We start from the raw sequence: 16,238 nt of genomic DNA on the forward strand, positions 1-16,238 counted from the left end.
CATGCCGGTCGCCGCACAGGTATTGCGCCACGCTTCCGACCACCCGCACCGTCTCGCGGTGTGCGGCCCGGCGGGCGAACTGAGCTACGCCGAGCTCGCCCGGCGCGTCCGCGACACCGCGGCGCACCTGACCGCGCCGGGCTTGGCTCGCGGGGCGCTGGTCGCGATCAGTCTGGCCGACCCGGTGGACCAGCTCATCGCCGCACTGGCGACGGACCTGGCGGGGGGTACGCCACTGCTGTGCGACCCGGCCTGGGACGAACGCGTACGGGCCGCGATCCCCGCGGACCGCCACCTCGACAGCCTCCCGCCCGCTGGGGCGAACGACGTTCTGTCACCCGCCGAGGCGGGCGCGGGGTCATCCGCTGAGACGGGCACGCTGGTTTCTCATGCGGCGGCGTGGCCGCAGCCGGAGGACGGCGATCGGGCCTGGGCGTGTTTCAGTTCCGGGAGCACCGGCCGTCCCCGGGCCGTGGTGCGCACGCGCGCGTCCTGGACCGCGTCGTTCCCGTGGGTGAGCGAGCTGGCCGGGATCGGGCCCGGCGACGTCGTCCTGGTGCCAGGACCCCTGGGCTCCTCCCTGTACGGCTTCGCGGCCGTGCACGCGCTGGCCGTCGGCGCCACGGCTCTGGTGCCGGGCCGCTGGTCGCCCGGCGCCCTGGGCGAGCAGCTCAGCCGGGCGACCGTGGCCCACCTGGTGCCGCATTGCCTGCCGGCCGTACTGGACGCATTGGAAGAGGGCGCCCCGCTGCGGACCGTCGTGATCGGCGGGGCGGCGCTGCCGGCCGGGCTGCGGGAGCGGGCGGCGGACGTCGGCGTACGGGTGGTGTCCTACTACGGCGCGACCGAGCTGTCCTTCGTGGCCGCCGACGCCGACGGCGCGGGGCTGCGCCCTTTTCCGGGTGTGGAACTCCAGGTCAGGACCCTGCCGGGCCAGACGCTCGGCGAGGTGTGGGCGCGGTCGCCCTGGCTGGCCGAAGGCTATCTGGCCGGTGCGGCGGGCCCGCTGAGGGTGGACGGCGAGGGGTGGATGAGCGTCGGCGACGTGGCGGAGCCGTACCTGCCGGGTGAGGTCCTGCGGCTGCGCGGCCGGGGCGACGGCGCGATCCAGACCGGCGGCGCCACGGTCGTGCCGGAGGACGTCGAAGAGGTGCTCAGGAGCGTGCGGGGGGTGGGCGACGTCGTGGTGGTCGGCTCGCCGCACCCGGACCTGGGCGCGGTGGTCACGGCGATCGTCGAGGTGGGCGCCGGGACCCCGCCCTCCCGGGCCGCGCTCGAGGCCGTGGCCCGCGGCGGGCTGGCCGCGGCGCAACGGCCCCGCCGCTGGTACGCGGTGGACAGCCTGCCCCGCACCTCGGCGGGCAAGCCGGCCCGCGGCCTCCTCACCGCCCGCCTGGCCGGCGGCGACCCTGACCTGTGGCGGCTCACCTGATGCGATCGGACATCGCGCCGGTCATCGTGGCCGCGCGCCGTACGGCGATCGGGACCGCCGGGCACGCCTTCAAGGAGGTGACCGCCGACATGCTGGCCTCGCCCGTCATCGAGGCGCTGGCCGGTGACGTCGCCGGCCTCGGCGTGCCGATCGAGGACGTGGTGCTCGGCAACTGCATGGGTCCGGGCGGGAACCTGGCGCGCGTGTCGGCGCTGGGCGCGGGGCTGGGCGAGGCCGTTCCCGGCGCCACGGTGGATCGGCAGTGCGGCAGCGGGCTGGCCGCGATCCTGATGGCGGGTCAGGCCGTGGCCAGCGAAGAGATGGAGCTGGTCATCGCCGGTGGGGTCGAGAGCGCCTCCACCGCGCCGCTGCGGGCGTACCGGGGGAGCCCCGCCGTGCCGTACGAGCGGGCGCCCTTCACCCCGGCGGGCCACCCGGACCCGGACATGGGCGCCGCGGCCGAGGCGCTGGCCGCGGCGCGTGGCGTGGATCGGGCCCGCCAGGACGACTACGCGCGCGCGAGCAACGCCAAGGCGGTGGCCGCGCGGGAGGCGGGACGGTTCTCGGCGGAGGTCGTCGAGGTCAAAGGGCGGACGGAGGACCAGCGGCCCCGGGTGTTGCGGCCGGAGTCGATGTCGCGGTTGCCCGCGGCGTTCGTCCCCGGAGGGACGGTGACGGCCGGGAACTCCTCGCCGGTCAGCGACGGGGCGGCGGCGGTCGCCCTCACCACGGAACGCCTGCGCGCCAGAGCCGGGCTGCCGGGCCTCCGGCTGCGGGGCGGGGCCGTCGTCGGCTGTGATCCCGCCTTGCCCGGCTGGGGTCCGGTGCCCGCCGTACGACGGCTGCTCGGCCGTACCGGAGTGAGCATGGAACAGATCGCGGCGGTGGAGATCGTGGAGGCGTTCGCGGCCCAGACGCTGGCCGTCACCGACGCGCTCGGGCTCGACCCGCTCGGCGCCGACCGGGACCGGGTCTGCGCCGACGGCGGCGCGCTGGCGCTCGGCCATCCGTGGGGGGCCACCGGAGCCGTTGTGGTCACCCGGCTGTTCACGCGGCTCGTACGGTCGGGCGCGCCGCCGGGGACGTTGGGGCTGGCGACGGCGGCGGTCGGGGGCGGCCTCGGCGTCGCCGCCCTGTTCGAGGTGGTGTGAGCCAATGAGCGAGCCGGTTGAGATGCCTGAGCGGTGTGAGCCGGTCGAGATGCGTGGGTGGTGTGGGTGATCGAGCTGGACGGCGTGCGGGTCCGGCTCGGGCAGCGTGAGGTGCTGTGCGGCGTCACGGCCCGCCTGCCCGAGCGGCGTATCGGGGTGATCGGGGCCAACGGGTCGGGCAAGAGCACGCTGGCCCGGCTGCTGAACGGCCTGGTCCTGCCGACTTCCGGCACCGTCACCGTCCTCGGCGACGACACCCGCCGCCACGCGGCCAGGATCAGGCGGCGCGTCGGGTTCCTGTTCACCGACCCGGACGCGCAGATCGTGATGCCGACCGTGGCCGAGGACGTCGCGTTCTCCCTGCGCCGGCACAAACTGCCGCGCGAGGAGGTTCAGCGCCGGGTCACGGCCGTGCTGGACAGGTACGGCCTGGCGGGCCACGCCGACCACCCCGCCCACCAGCTGTCCGGCGGCCAGAAGCAGCTGCTCGCCCTCTGCTCGGTCCTGGTGCTCGAACCCGAGATCCTCGTCATGGACGAGCCGACGACCCTCCTGGACCTGCGCCACTCCCGGCTGGTCGCCGACGTGCTGCGCCATCTGCCGCAGCAGGTGGTCGTGATCAGCCACGACCTGGCACTGCTGGCGGACTTCGACCGCCTGCTGGTGATGGACGAGGGACGGATCGTGGCCGACGCCGCGCCGCCGGCGGCCATCGACCACTACCGGAAGCTCATGTCGTGAACGGGCTCACCGGCGCCTACGTCCCGGGCGGCTCGCCGCTGCACCGCCTGCCCGCGGGGGCCAAGCTCGCGGGCCTGGCGGCGTGCTGCACGGTGCTCGTCCTGCTGCGCCCACCGGTGTCGATGGCGGTCGCCGCGCTCGTGGTGGGGGTGCTGTTCGCCGTCTCGGGGGTGGGCGCGGCGGCGGCCTGGGCGCAGGTGCGGCCGGTCCGCTGGTTCGCGGTGGCGCTGTTCGCCGTGCAGACGGTGTTCGCGGACCTGCCGTCGGCGATCACCTCGGTGTCCCGGGTCGTCCTGGCCGTCGCCCTGGCCGGGCTGGTCACCCTGACGACGCGGACGGAGGCCATGATGGCGTTCCTGGAACGCTGCCTGTCGCCGGCGCGCTGGGTGGGGCTGGACCCGTTCCGGCTGTCGTTGCTGCTGTCCCTCACGATCCGCAGCGTGCCGGTCATGGCCGAGCTGGCGACCCGCGTACGGGAGGCGCAGCGCGCCAGGGGAGTGCAGTGGAGCGTGCGGGCCTTCGCCGTGCCGCTGGTGGTGAGCGCGCTGCGGCACGCGGACGCGCTGGGCGAGGCCCTCAGCGCCCGCGGCCTGGACGACTGACCGGCCGAGCGACTGGACGATTGACGGCGGTCACGTGTCGATGGGCAGGCGTCGGGCGGTCACGCCTGCCCAGCCGATTCACCGGGCCAGCAGGCGCGCCACCGCCGTGCTGAGCATCCGTACGCCGAGGGTCGACCCGGGCTCGAGGCCGGTCACCTTGCGGGCGCGCTGCAGCCGGTAGTCCAAGGTACGCGGATGGATGCGCAGCGCCGCCGACGCGGCCGCGCGGTTCATGTTGTGGCGGTAGTAGGCGTGCAGGGTCGACACGAGGTCCGGCCCGTTGGACAGCCGCCGGGCGAACGCGCGCAGCCACGCGTCGATTTCCGGCGTGTTCGCGACGGCCATCTCGACGAACAGGTCGGCGAGGACGTACAGGCGCGCCGGCCGGTCCTCCGTCGGCGCGACCCGGCTGGCCTCCCGCGCCCAGGTGAGGGATTCGGCGAGCCGGCCGGTCACGCCCTCCACGGAAGCGATCTGGCAGGGCCGCCCGAGCAGCGCCACCGCCGAGCGCACTTGGTGCAGCGCCACCGTACGGTCCACGGTGCCGGGCGTCAGGATGGCCAGCTCGCCACGGCTCAGCCAGGCGACCAGCGAGCCGGCGGCGAGCGCGCTCACCACGGCGGAGCGGTCCTGCTCGGGCACGGCGGGGGCGGGGACACGCACCACCGTCAGCGCGTAGTGGGCGGCCACCAATGGCCGCAGCGAGTCGGCCAGCCGCGGCTCCACCGGCTCGTCCGCGAGCAGCGCGCGGGCGAGCAGCTCGTTGCGGGTGGCCAGCGTCCGTGACCGGCCCACCCCATCGGTGTACCCGTGCAGGTACGCGCTTCTGGCGCGGACGCCCTGCGCGCCGATCCAGCCGAGCATCCGCAGCAGGTCGTCGCCGTCCTCCGGGCCGGCCACCCGGTGGATCTCCTGGAGCGTGAGGTGCGTGTGCAGCCCGAGTACCCGCTGCTGCGACAGGACGGACAGCCCCAGCTCGGCACGCTGGCGGCCCACCGACGAGATCGTCGACAGGTCCTCGTCGTTGAGCGGCAGCCGCGCCGGCGCCAGGTCGAGTCTGCGGGACCGGATGAAGACCGCGAAATCGTACATGCTCGCCTGGTGGTCGCGCTCGCCGCCAATAGTCGGGATGTCCTGGTATTCAGGGATTTCGCGCAGATACGCCGACACGGCGTTTCGCGCGTTGTCCTCCACCTGCTCACGTAACGACGCGAACAGTCCGCCCACGTTCCGTTTCCCCGTTTTCCCCGTCAACCCGTGCCCCCTTCAACGGTCAGGTTCGGTGCTTGCCCCCCGCGTATTCGTCGGCCCGCTCGTCGTGGATCAATGCTCCTTACGCGAACGCGCAACAGCGCGTGTGACCTTGTGTCGCCGCCACGAAGACCTGCTCGCCGGGCGGATTTGATACTTGGCAGGCCGCGGCGTGGTTCGGCTGCGGCGCCATCGACCGCTCGACGAAGGGATCGGTATGCGACTGCGTCATCTCGTCCTGACCGTGCTGCTGGCGTGCCTGGGCGCGACCTGGCTGGGCGCCTCACCCGCCCAAGCCGCACCGCTCACAGTCCAATCGGTCGACGCCTACCTGGGCGGCGTCGACCTCAACGGTTACTGCAGGTCGATCGGGTACGACCATGCCAAATTGGTGGGCACCCATTTCGATGGCTGGCGGTGCGTCAGCGGCAACGACGAAGTCGGCCTCTCGGTGGCCAGTGCCTGCCAGTGGCAGTTCAGTCCGCTCGTGGCCGCCGGCTATCCGGTCACCGCGTCGACCAACGGCACCAGCGCCGGCGAGTGGAAGTGCCATGCCACGCCGGGAGTGACCGAGTTCTACAAGGGCATGAACCTCGCCGGTTTCTGCCAGTCGATCGGCTACAACGGCGCGAAGCACTTGGGCGACAACGTGACCGGCTGGGTCTGCACCAGGAACGACGGTCAGATCCGCCTCGACCTGCATGCGGCCTGCACCTGGCAGCACGCTGACAAGGTCGCCCAGGGATGGACCTTGGTAGGGGTCTGGGAAGGCTACGGCGACTCGTTCAAGATCAATTGTCGGGGCTTGCACGCCTGACGCTCACCTGATCAGCGCGCCGGTGGTGCCGATACGGGTGCCACCGGCGCGCGCTCATGCGTTGAGCGGGCCGCTCGGCGTCACCGTTATAAGCCTGGAAAAGCTGAAATTTCGGATAAAACGCTATAGGTGGGAACGCGCCTCACGGCGAGCTGCTGGTGTGGGAGCATTTGGGCACCATGCGAGCCATGCTGCCGTTGCGATTAGCGCGGTCGGCCCTCTTCGCGGCCGTCTGTGTGACGCTGGCCGCCCTGGCCCACTGGTTCGCCGACGGCACTCTGCCGGGCCCCGGCCATCTCGCGCTCGGCGCCGGGCTAGTAACGGCGGGCGCCGCCGCGCTGGCCGGCCGGGAGCGCGAACCGGTCCTGATCGCTGTCCTGCTCGGCTCGGCGCAAGTCCTCCTGCACGGGCTGTTCTCCTGGCACGACGCACCCGCGCCCATGCCGCCTGGACACGGACCGGCCGCCGACATGGGCATGGTGCTCTGCCACCTCACCGCCGCTCTGGTGACCGGATGGTGGGTGGCCAGGGGCGAGACCGCGCTGTGGGCGGTGTTGCGGCGGCTGGCCGTACGCCTGCTCCTGGTCCTGCCGTCGTGCCCCGCATACCCACTCACTCCACCGGCGCCCGCCTATCGCTCACCCGGCGGACCGTACGAAAGCGTCCTGCGTCACGCGGTCGTCCGGCGTGGACCCCCGCTCCCGGCTGCCCTCTGAACCCCGTCCCGCAGCCACGTGGAGATCACCATGCCGTCAACCCCCCAACGCCGTCGACCCCTGCCCTTCGGCACCTGAGCAGCCGTGTCCACTTTCCGAGGCGGGGCGACGCCGGCCCGCCGATACGCCGTCGTCGCCGTGGCCGCCGGAGTCCTGGTGCTGGTCGCGGCCCTGCTGTTCGGCGGAAGCGTGCCGCAGCCGTCGATCCCGGGCCTGCCCAAGGCGGGACCGTTCACCGACTGGGGGATGCCCCTGGCCCGGTTCGCCTATGACCTGTGCGCCTTCGCCACCGTCGGAACACTGGTGGCCGCCGTGATCCTGGCGCCGCGCGGCACGCCGCAGGCCGCCGCCTGCCTGCGCGCGGCCGGCCGCTGGGGGCTGGGCTGGGCCACCGCCGCGGTGGTGACGTACCTGCTGACGATCTCGGAGGTCGTCGGCCTGCCGCTCACCGACCTGTTCGAGAGCCCGTCGATCCTGTCGTTCGGCACGACCGTCCCGCAGACCCAGGCGCTGCTCATCGTGGCCGCGGCGGCGGGGATGGTGGCGATCGGCACCAGCCTGTGGCGTTCGCCCTGGTGGAACGCCTTCCTGCTGGCGGTCGCCGTCTTCGCGATCCTGCCGCCCGCCTACGTCGGCCACGCCGCCTCGGCGGGCGACCACGACATCGCGATCTCCGCGCTGATGGCGCACCTGGCGGCGGTGGCGGTGTGGGTGGGCGGCCTGGCCGCCGTCCTGGTCCACTTCCGGCGGTCGGACCGGCTCACGGAGGTGGTGCCCAGGTTCAGCACGCTGGCCCTGGCCTGTTTCGGCGCGGTGGCCGTGTCGGGCGTGGCCAGCGCCTGGGTACGCCTCGACGCCGTCGCGCAGCTGTGGCAGACCCGTTACGGCCTGCTCATCCTGGCCAAGGCGGCCGCGCTGGTGGCTCTGGGCGTCTTCGGCCGGAACCATCGCCGCCGTACCGTCGCGGGCCTGGCCGAACGCCCGGTGCGGCGCACGTTCGTCCGACTGGCCACTGGTGAGGCGATCGTCATGGCGGCGGCCGTCGGGCTCGCGGTCGCCCTGTCACGCACCCCGCCGCCGCCTTCGGAGGGCGGCGGCGGCCACGATCACCTCCTGCTGGAGTACAACCTGCCGCCCTTCTCGATCGGCGGCCTGCTCACCGAGATCAGGCTGGACCCGCTGATCCTGCTCCTGCTGGCCGGCCTCGCGATCGGCTACCTCGTCGGGCTGCGCCGCCTGGCCCGCGACGGGATCGTGTGGCCGCCGGGCCGTACCGCCGCGTGGCTCGCCGGGCTCGCGGTGCTGGCGTTCGCCCTGCTCAGCGGGGTGGGCGGCTACGCCCGCGCGATGCTGTCGGCGCAGGCGCTGCAGTACGGCCTGGTCGCGCTCGTGGCGCCGCTGCTCCTGGCGCTCGGCGCGCCGCTGACGCTCGCCGCCCAGACCACCACGGACCGGTCCCAGTACGGCGACGTGACCCGCGCGATCCTGGACAGCCGCCTGGCCTCGCGGCTCACCCACCCGGTGACCGTCGCCGCCGCGCAGATCGTGCCGATGGCGGTGCTGTACGGGACCGGCTGGCTGGGGCAGTCGTTGTACAGCTACGCGCTCCATCTGCTCACCCTGGCGGTGCTCTTCTGTGCCGGGGCGTTGTGCTTCTGGGTGCTGGCCGGGGTGGATCCGCTGCCGCGCCCGATCACCTGGGTGGCGCGGGTGCGGCTGCTCGCGGTGGTCGCCGTGGCGCAGTTCGCGCTCGGGCTGGCCCTGCGGTTCGGGGCGGGGGTGGGCGTGGACTGGTTCACGCTGGTGTCGCCGCCGGGGGTGTCGGACCTGTCCGCCGACCAGCGGACCGCCGGGCTGACGGTGCTGGTCGTCGCGGTCGTGGTGCTCGTGGCGCCGGTGGTACGACTGACGTCATGGCGGCGGGCCGCTCAGCGGAGAAGGGCGCTCGTCTGAACGACGGTGGTCAGCCGCCGGTCGGTACGTTCGTCTGATCGACGGTGGTCAGCCCGCCGCTCAGTGGAGGAGGACACTCGTCTGATCGACCGTGGTCAGCCGCCGTTCGGCGCCGGTGATCTCGTACACCGGCCCGGTCAGTGTCACCGACCTCTCGGCGACGACGTCGGTGACGGAGCGGCGGACGGTCACCGTCACCTCGCCGGGCTCGACGACGCGTCGGCCGTCGCGCCCGGTGAAGGCCAGCAGCCGCGTCGGCACCTCGAAGCCGACCGACACCCGCTCGCCGGGCGCGAGCTCGACGCGCGCGTATCCGACCAGCTGGGCGACGGGCCGGGTGACCGAGGCGACCACGTCCGACGCGTAGATCTGCACGATCTCCGCGCCCGCCCGCTCACCCGCGTTGCGGACGACGACCGAGCAGCGGATCGACCCGTCCGCCGCCGGAGCGGTCCCGGCCACGGACACCTCGTCGTAGGCGAAGCTCGTGTAGCTCAGCCCGTGACCGAACCCCAGCTCCGGAGCGGGGTCGATGTTGCTCACCGAACCGGCCGCGCCGAGCCGGGGATGCAGATAGCTGTACGGCTGGCCGGCGGCTGAACTGGGCATGCTCATCGGCAGCCGCCCCGACGGGTTGACGGCTCCGCTGATCACCCGGGCTATGGCGCCCGCGCCCTCCTCGCCGGGGAAGAACGCCTGCACCACGGCGGCGGCCTCGCGGAGGATGCCCGGCACGGCGTAGGCCCGGCCGGTCAGCAGGACCGCCACGACCGGAGTCCCCGTGGCGAGGACCGCGTCGGCGAGTGCCTGCTGGGCGCCGGGCAGGTCGAGGGTGTCCACGTCGCAGCCCTCGCCGGAGGTGCCCCGGCCGAACAGGCCGGACCGGTCGCCGAGCACGAGGATCACCACGTCGGAGGCGGCCGCCAGATCCACGGCTTCGCCGAACCCCGCGCGGTCGCCGTCGTCGACACCCGTGCCGTGCGCGACCCGCAGCACCGCGTCCGGGAACTCCGCCCGCAGGGCCTCGAGCAGCGTGGGCGACTCGATGCCCGGCTCGACCTCGGGAAAGTGCGGCAGGACGTGGTTGACGAAGGAGTAGCAGCCGAACAGCGCGGTGACGCTGTCCGCGTTCGGGCCTATGACGGCGATGCGCTGTCCATTGCCGTCGCCGAGGGGGAGCAGGCCGTTGTTGGTCAGCAGCACGATGGACTCTTCCGCCAGCCGCCGCGCCAGCGCCCGGGATTCGGCGTCGTCCAGGTCGACGGGCCCCGAAGGAGCGGGCTCGTAGTTGTCGTCGAGCAGGCCGAGCTTCGCCTTCTGCAGCAGCACCCGGCTCAACGCCCGGTCGATCAGCGATTCGGCGATCCGCCCGCTCGACACGGCCTGCTTCAGCGGCGCCAGATAGGCCACCCCGGTGGGGAGCTCGACGTCGATCCCCGCCGTGAGCGCCTGTACGGCGGCGTCCTCGGCGTCGGTGGCGACGGCGTGCAGCGTGTGCAGGAAGGCGACCGCGAAGTAGTCCGCGACGACGGTGCCGTCGAAACCCCACTCGTCACGCAGGATCCGGGTCAGGTAGTGGTCGTCCGCGGCGATCGGGATCCCGTCGATCTCGGCGTAGGAGTTCATCACCGAGCCCGCCCCCGCGTCCCGGATCGCCACCTCGAACGGGAGCAGCAGCACGTCGGCCACCTCACGCGGCCCCGCGTGGACCGGGGCCAGGTTCCGCCCGGCGCGGGAGTTCGAATAGCCGACGAAATGCTTCAGCGTGGCGATCACGCCCGCGGACTGGAGCCCCCGCACGTACGCCGCCCCGATCGTCGCGACCTCGTACGGATCCTCGGACACGCACTCCTCGACCCGCCCCCACCGCTGGTCGCGAATCACGTCGAGCACGGGAGCGAGCCCTTGATGAATACCGAGCGCGGCCATGCTCGCCCCGATCCGCCGGCCCATCCGCTCGACCAGCTCGGGGTCGAAGGACGCGCCCCAGGCCGGCGGGACCGGATAGGTCGTCGCCTGCCAGGCCGCCAGCCCGGTGAGGCATTCCTCGTGCGCCAGTGCCGGGATGCCGAGGCGGGTGTGGTCGAGGAGCCATCGCTGCCGCGCGGCCAGCAGGGTGCTCGCCCACTCCGGATCGACGGGCCGGGTCCCGTAGTGCCGGGTGATCTGCCCGAGTCCGTGGCGGGCGAACTCCTCGAACGCGACGTCCTCGCCCTGCATCGAATCCTGCAGCGGCGCGACGACACCCTCTTCGCGATTGACGTTCAGCCACACGCCCACGAGCTGCGCGAGCTTCTCGTCGAGCGACATGTCGGCCAGCAGGTCGCCGACGCGTCGCGCTCGACGCTCATCGATCGTCATGCACGCACCCTCACTGTTGATCCGGCGCGCCCGGTTCGGCGCGGGCTTCCGTCATCGCATCGGAAAGTTTCCGGATAGTTTTCCGAAAGAATGCCGTGACATTGCCGTTTCGTTACGGTAGATTCCGACTTGTAGTCGTGTCAACACTTGCCGCATGCGCCTCATCAGCCCAGTTGGATAAGCGTCTGCGGGCCAGACGATTTTCCGAAAGTCGGCAAACGGGAGGTACTGTGCCCCGACCCACGCTCTCCGATGTCGCGGCGGCGGCCGGGGTGTCGGTCCCGACGGTCTCGAAAGTGCTGAGCGGCAAGAAGCACGTCTCCGCCGCCACCCGCGGCAAGGTGCTCGAAGCGGTCCGCGCCTCCGGGTACGAAGCGCTCCGCCCGCCCAGCGCCCCGCAAGTCGGCCTGGTCGACCTGCTCATCGACGGGCTCGGCTCGCCCTGGGCTGAGGTCCTGGTCAAGGGTGCGGAGCAGGCGGCCGCGCGCTGGGGGTTCTCACTCGTCGTGACCTCCTCCGCGCGCGCCGACTTCGACCTGCGGCGCTGGATCGGGATGGTGCGCAAGCGCGGCACCGACGGCATCGTCCTGGTGCTCTCGCGCGCCAACCAGGAGGAGATCGCGGCGGTCGAAGAGCTGCTGCGGGTCCCGCTGGTGCTTCTGGATCCGGTCGGCAAGCGCGACCCCCGGCTCTCGACCGTGGGCGCGACCAACTGGTCGGGCGGGGTGATGGCGACGACCCATCTCCTGGAGCTGGGGCACGAGCGGATCGGCTTCATCGGCGGGCCGCTCGACACGCAGTGCACCCTCGACCGCTACGAGGGCTATCTGGCCGCGCACCGCACCTTCGGCGTCGAGCCGTCGGCGGACCTCACGCGGTTCGCCGACTTCCAGGTCTCCGGCGGCAAGACGTTCGGCGCCGAGCTGCTCGACCACCCCGACCGGCCCACGGCCATCTTCGCGGGCTCCGACCTGCAGGCCGCGGGCGTCTACCAGGCGGCGGCCGAGCGTGGCATCCGCATCCCCGACGAGGTGTCCGTGGTCGGCTTCGACGACTCCCCGCTGTGCGAGATGCTGTCCCCGCCGCTCACCACGGTCCGTCAGCCGCTCGACGACATGGCCAACGAGGCGGTCCGGCTGATCACCGAAGAGCTGGCCCACCGCAGGGGCTCGGCCGGCACCCGGATCGAGCTCGCCACGAGCCTCATCGTCAGAGGCAGCGCGACGCGCCGACCCGGGTGACGCCGGGGTCCAGAGGCAGCGCGGCGCGCCGACTCGCGTGACGTCGGGGTCGATCAGCGAGCGAAGCTGGGGAAGTGCTCGTCGGGCAGCGGCAGGCCGGGGGTGAGGCCGAGGGGGTCGGTCAGCACGTGCGCCGGTTCGGCGGCGAAGACCGCGTCGGCGTCCATGTAGATGACCACGTGCGCGATGCGCGGGTCGTCGGTGAAGTTGGGCGTGGCGCAGTGCGCCAGGTACGAGTTGTGGAAGGTGCAGTCTCCCGCCTTCAACGGGACGGTCACCCGCTGCCGCCACCGCAGCTCGGGCGCGATCCGGAAGAGGTCCTGGCCGTCCGTCAAGTCCTGGGCGCGCAGGTCCTGGAGATCCTGCGAGCCGGGCACGAACGTCATGCAGCCCCGCTCGACGGGCACGTCGACCAGCGCGATCCAGGCCGACAGGGCGTGCCGCGAGCCGGTGTGCGGCCAGTACGGCTGGTCCTGGTGGAACTCGGTGGCCGCGCCGTTGTGCGGCTTCTTGATCAGCAGCTGGTCGTGCCAGAGCCGCAGCGGCACGCCCGCCAGCTGGGTCGCGAGCGCGGCGAGCCCCGGGTGCAGGGTGAGCTCGCGCAGCGTCTCGTCGTGCTGCCAGAGCTGCAGCAGCTGGACGAAGATGTCGCCCTCCCGGTTGTCCCGCACGGTCTCCTGCGCGGCCAGCGCCGCCTTGGCGTACCGGGCGGCCTCCGCACGCGAGATCACCTGCGGCAGGTGGATGAAACCGTCACGTCGGTACGCGGACACCTGAGCGTCGTCAAGCATGTTCTTCTCCCTTGTCGGTGGTGCCTCCACTCTTGCCGGGCGGTGCCGGGGCGGGCTAGGACGGGGGTTGCTCGCATGTAGCACAATCCTGATGTGCACCGCGTACGACGTGACGACGTCTTCACCCCCGACCGGCCGCCCGTGGTGGCGGAGCGGCACGAGCTGGCCGCCGACAACAGCGCGCACAGTCACGACTTCCTGGAGCTGGCCGTGGTCACCAGGGGGACGGCCACGCACGTCTCGGCCATCGGCGAGCAGGAGCTGAGCCGCGGCTCGGTCGCGCTGCTGCGACCGGGCGACTGGCACGGCTACCACGACTGCCGCGGACTGGTGGTGCACAACGTGTATGTCGGTCCGGAGATGTTCCAGCGGGAGCTGGCCTGGCTGCGGGCCGAACCCCACATCGGCAGGCTGCTGCACCGTTCGGGGCATGTGTCGCGGCTGGACGACGGGGCGCTCGCGGTGGTGGAGGCCGCGCTTCCGGCGGCGGTGGGCGGGCACATCACGCAGGTGGGAGCGCTGCTGTGCCTGCTGGGCGGGGCGGCGGCCTCACTGGCCTCACTGGCCTCGCTCGGTGAGCCCGCCGCCGGGAGCGCGGGGACGCATCCCGCGGTGCTGCTGGCCGTACGGGAGCTGGAGGGCGACCCGCGGCGGGACTGGTCGGTGGACGACCTGGCGGCGCTCGCGCGCGTCTCGGCCGCGCACCTGGCCAGGACGTTCACCGCCCAGCTCGGCATCTCGCCGATGGCCTACCTGAACCGGCTGCGCGCCGAGCGGGCGGCGGCGTTGCTCATCGAGACGGACCTGCCGGTCGCGGCGATCGGCAGGCAGGTGGGGTGGAGCGACCCCAACTACGCCAGCCGCCGCTTCCGGCAGTTCTTCGCGATGAGCCCGTCCGGCTACCGGGCCAGGTTCAGCGCACCTGCGCCAGCGCCGTGACCAGCGCCATGATCAGCGCCATGACGAGCGCGGTGGCGGGCGAGGGTCAGCGCACCTCCTCCAGCTCGATGACCAGCGCGGTGGCGGGCTTCAGCGCCGGGGACGGCAGACCGAGCCCGGCCAGGACCGAGCCCCGCAGGCGCACCGGGGCGGCCGTCCACTCCGGCAGCCCGACACCCGTGGGCAGGCGGCCGGCCACCCGCACCTCATAGACGGCCTCGGGGTCCAGTCCGGGCAGGCGCAGCGGGGCCGGCCCCATGGCCACCCGGGAGGCGAGCTGGACGCAGGCGAACACCGCGTGCCCGCCCCGGACCACGCCGTGCAGCAGCACCGCCGGGTCGGGATGGTCGGCGCGGACCACGGTCCCGCCGTGCAGCGTCGGCCGCAGCCGCTTGTGCAGGGCGATCCATTCCGCGAGCTCCTCGCGTTCGGCCTCGCTCGTCGAGGTCAGGTCCCACTCGACGCCCATGTGGCCGAACAGCGCGGTGGCGCAGCGGAACGACAGCGGCAGCGACCGGCCGGTGACGTGGTCGCGGGGCGCGCCGACGTGGCTGCCCATCAGCTCCGGCGGCACGAGCAGGCCGGTCCAGCGCTGGATCGCCTGCCGGTCGAGCGCGTCGTTGCTGTCGGAGGTCCAGACCCGGTCGGTACGGGCCAGGATGCCGTAGTCGATCCGCGCGCCGCCGGACGAGCACGACTCGATCTCCAGCCCGGGATGGCGGCGGCGCAGCTCGTCGATCAGCCGGTACGCGGCCACGGTCTGCGCGTGCACACCCGCCACGCCGTCGTGGACGGGCTCGGCGATGTCGCGGTTGTGGTCCCACTTGATGTAGTCCAGCTCGTACTCGCCCACCAGCGTGCTGATCCGGTCCAGCAGGTAGGCGAAGACCTCCGGCCGGGCCAGGTCGAGCACGTGCTGGTTGCGCTGCGGCGGCGGGAGCCGGTCGGCGCGGCCGAGCACCCATTCGGGATGTTCGCGGGCGAGGTCGGAGTCGAGATTGATCATCTCCGGCTCGAACCAGAGCCCGAACTGCATGCCGAGCTTGCGCACGTGCTTGGCCAGCGGGTGCAGGCCGTCGGGCCACACCCCCTCGTCCACGTACCAGTCGCCGAGCCCGGCCTTGTCGTCGCGGCGGTGCCGGAACCAGCCGTCGTCGAGGACGAACCGCTCGATCCCCACCTCCGCGGCCCGGTCGGCCAGCGCCAGCAGCCGGTCGAGGCCGTGGTCGAAGTAGGTGGCCTCCCAGTTGTTCAGGGTGACCGGGCGGGCCGGGCGCGGGCCGCGCGAGCGCAGGTGACCGTGCAGCCGCCCGGCCGCCGGGTCCAGCCCGGAGTCCGACCAGGTGAAATAGACCAGCGGCGTCTCGTACGTCTCGCCCTCGCCCAGGATGATCTCGCCGGGCGCGAGCAGCTCGCCGGCCGCCAGCAGCGTCACGCCCTCCGGCAGCCGCTCGACGTAGTGGATGTGGTCGCCGCTCCATCCGGCGTGCGCCGCCCACACCTCGCCGTGCCGGAACCCGAACCCGCCCGTTCCCGCCACCAGCAGGCCCGTGCCGTCGTGCCCGGTGCGCCCGCGCCGGTTCTCCCGCGACCAGACGCCGTAGGCCAGCGGCCGGCGCTGCGGCACCTTCTCCAGCGCCCACCGCCCGGTGAAGTCGAGCAGCTCATCCGCCCGCGCGGGCAGCGGCAACGCGCAGGTCAGCTCCTCCACGCGGTACGGTTCGGCGGCGGTGTTCGTCAGCGCGTGCCGCATCGTGACCACGCCGTTGGCGTCCATGGCCAGCTCGCTCACCAGCCGGAGCCCCGCCCGATCGTCGGTCGCGGTCACGGTCACACTGCCGCCCGCACCGGGTACGGCCCGCGTCTCGACCGGGCCGTAGAGGTTCCACCTGACCGGCCGATGCGCGGACGTACGGGCTCCTGACAGGCCCGGTCGGCCGTACCAGCTGTCGCCCTGGAGCGGCACCAGCGGCGGCGCCGGCGTCAGAGAGGCCAGCGCGGGCAGGAGCTGCTCCTCGGCGACCGCACCGATGTCGGCACCGAAATGGCGCACCCGCGGCAGGCCGGAGCCCGCGACGTCAAGGACGAGACAGGTGCCTGCGGCGGAAAGGATCACGGGGGACACGTCGGGCTCCTCACACTCGGACGGGCGCCGGGCCCGCTTTCGTGTAAGAGGTTCGCACGGTGCGCCGGTCGACCGGCGAGCAGGTGCCGCAATCGGCGCGCCGGGCGACAAATCGCAG

Annotated in this window: 13 protein-coding genes; 9 read left to right on the plus strand and 4 right to left on the minus strand. The window is 72.9% G+C overall.

Annotation, left to right across the window (positions count from 1 at the left end; genetic code table 11):
- Position 1: 1 nt before the first annotated feature.
- The 4 genes from ACGFJ2_RS46655 to ACGFJ2_RS46670 all read left to right on the plus strand — a co-directional run bounded on the left by ACGFJ2_RS46655 (position 2) and on the right by ACGFJ2_RS46670 (position 3,926).
- Positions 2-1,432 (plus strand): class I adenylate-forming enzyme family protein, encoded by a 1,431-nt coding sequence (locus ACGFJ2_RS46655; protein ID WP_393479620.1) that lies wholly within the window; start codon positions 2-4, stop codon positions 1,430-1,432.
- Entirely contained in the window at positions 1,432-2,583 is a 1,152-nt protein-coding gene (locus ACGFJ2_RS46660; RefSeq protein WP_393479623.1) for a thiolase family protein, read from the plus strand. Before ACGFJ2_RS46655 ends, ACGFJ2_RS46660 begins: the two co-directional genes overlap by 1 nt.
- A gap of 66 nt (positions 2,584-2,649) precedes the next feature.
- Positions 2,650-3,324 carry an energy-coupling factor ABC transporter ATP-binding protein gene (locus ACGFJ2_RS46665; RefSeq protein ID WP_393479626.1) on the plus strand — a complete coding sequence of 225 codons (675 nt, stop codon included), beginning with the start codon at positions 2,650-2,652 and terminating at the stop codon, positions 3,322-3,324.
- Entirely contained in the window at positions 3,321-3,926 is a 606-nt protein-coding gene (locus ACGFJ2_RS46670; RefSeq protein ID WP_393479628.1) for an energy-coupling factor transporter transmembrane component T family protein, read from the plus strand. The genes ACGFJ2_RS46665 and ACGFJ2_RS46670 overlap by 4 nt, the downstream gene beginning before the upstream one ends.
- Positions 3,927-4,004: 78 nt before the next feature.
- Here ACGFJ2_RS46670 and ACGFJ2_RS46675 read toward each other — a convergent pair whose 3' ends face one another.
- Positions 4,005-5,153, minus strand: coding sequence for a helix-turn-helix domain-containing protein (locus ACGFJ2_RS46675; protein WP_357952019.1), 1,149 nt, complete (start codon positions 5,151-5,153; stop codon positions 4,005-4,007).
- A 241-nt stretch (positions 5,154-5,394) separates the two neighbouring features.
- Here ACGFJ2_RS46675 and ACGFJ2_RS46680 point away from each other — a divergent pair, with 241 nt between their 5' ends.
- The 3 genes from ACGFJ2_RS46680 (at position 5,395) to ACGFJ2_RS46690 (ending at position 8,663) form a co-directional block, all read left to right on the plus strand.
- Positions 5,395-5,994, plus strand: a complete 600-nt coding sequence (locus ACGFJ2_RS46680; RefSeq protein WP_357952020.1) for a hypothetical protein — start codon at positions 5,395-5,397, stop codon at positions 5,992-5,994.
- A gap of 188 nt (positions 5,995-6,182) precedes the next feature.
- A complete protein-coding gene (locus ACGFJ2_RS46685; RefSeq protein ID WP_393479631.1) occupies positions 6,183-6,710 on the plus strand; it encodes an MFS transporter in 528 nt (175 codons plus the stop codon).
- Between the two features lie 84 nt (positions 6,711-6,794).
- Positions 6,795-8,663, plus strand: coding sequence for a bifunctional copper resistance protein CopD/cytochrome c oxidase assembly protein (locus ACGFJ2_RS46690; RefSeq protein ID WP_393479634.1), 1,869 nt, complete (start codon positions 6,795-6,797; stop codon positions 8,661-8,663).
- A 60-nt stretch (positions 8,664-8,723) separates the two neighbouring features.
- On the opposite strand, the gene ACGFJ2_RS46695 is transcribed toward ACGFJ2_RS46690, so the two are convergent.
- The gene (locus ACGFJ2_RS46695; protein ID WP_393479637.1) at positions 8,724-11,024 is read right to left on the minus strand and encodes a glycoside hydrolase family 3 N-terminal domain-containing protein; all 2,301 of its coding nucleotides are present in this window, start codon (positions 11,022-11,024) and stop codon (positions 8,724-8,726) included.
- A gap of 230 nt (positions 11,025-11,254) precedes the next feature.
- Between ACGFJ2_RS46695 and ACGFJ2_RS46700 the strand changes: the two genes are divergently transcribed.
- On the plus strand, positions 11,255-12,265 hold the full coding sequence (locus ACGFJ2_RS46700; protein ID WP_393479639.1) for a LacI family DNA-binding transcriptional regulator: 1,011 nt from the start codon (positions 11,255-11,257) through the stop codon (positions 12,263-12,265).
- Between the two features lie 53 nt (positions 12,266-12,318).
- On the opposite strand, the gene ACGFJ2_RS46705 is transcribed toward ACGFJ2_RS46700, so the two are convergent.
- The gene (locus ACGFJ2_RS46705) at positions 12,319-13,056 is read right to left on the minus strand and encodes a phytanoyl-CoA dioxygenase family protein (protein ID WP_357952030.1); all 738 of its coding nucleotides are present in this window, start codon (positions 13,054-13,056) and stop codon (positions 12,319-12,321) included.
- A gap of 93 nt (positions 13,057-13,149) precedes the next feature.
- Here ACGFJ2_RS46705 and ACGFJ2_RS46710 point away from each other — a divergent pair, with 93 nt between their 5' ends.
- Entirely contained in the window at positions 13,150-13,995 is an 846-nt protein-coding gene (locus ACGFJ2_RS46710) for an AraC family transcriptional regulator (RefSeq protein ID WP_393479642.1), read from the plus strand.
- Positions 13,996-14,041: 46 nt separating this feature from the next.
- Here ACGFJ2_RS46710 and ACGFJ2_RS46715 read toward each other — a convergent pair whose 3' ends face one another.
- Entirely contained in the window at positions 14,042-16,120 is a 2,079-nt protein-coding gene (locus tag ACGFJ2_RS46715; protein ID WP_393479644.1) for an alpha-galactosidase, read from the minus strand.
- Positions 16,121-16,238 lie beyond the last annotated feature (118 nt).

The organism is Nonomuraea sp. NPDC049028, assembly GCF_043197735.1.
Lineage (GTDB): Bacteria > Actinomycetota > Actinomycetes > Streptosporangiales > Streptosporangiaceae > Nonomuraea.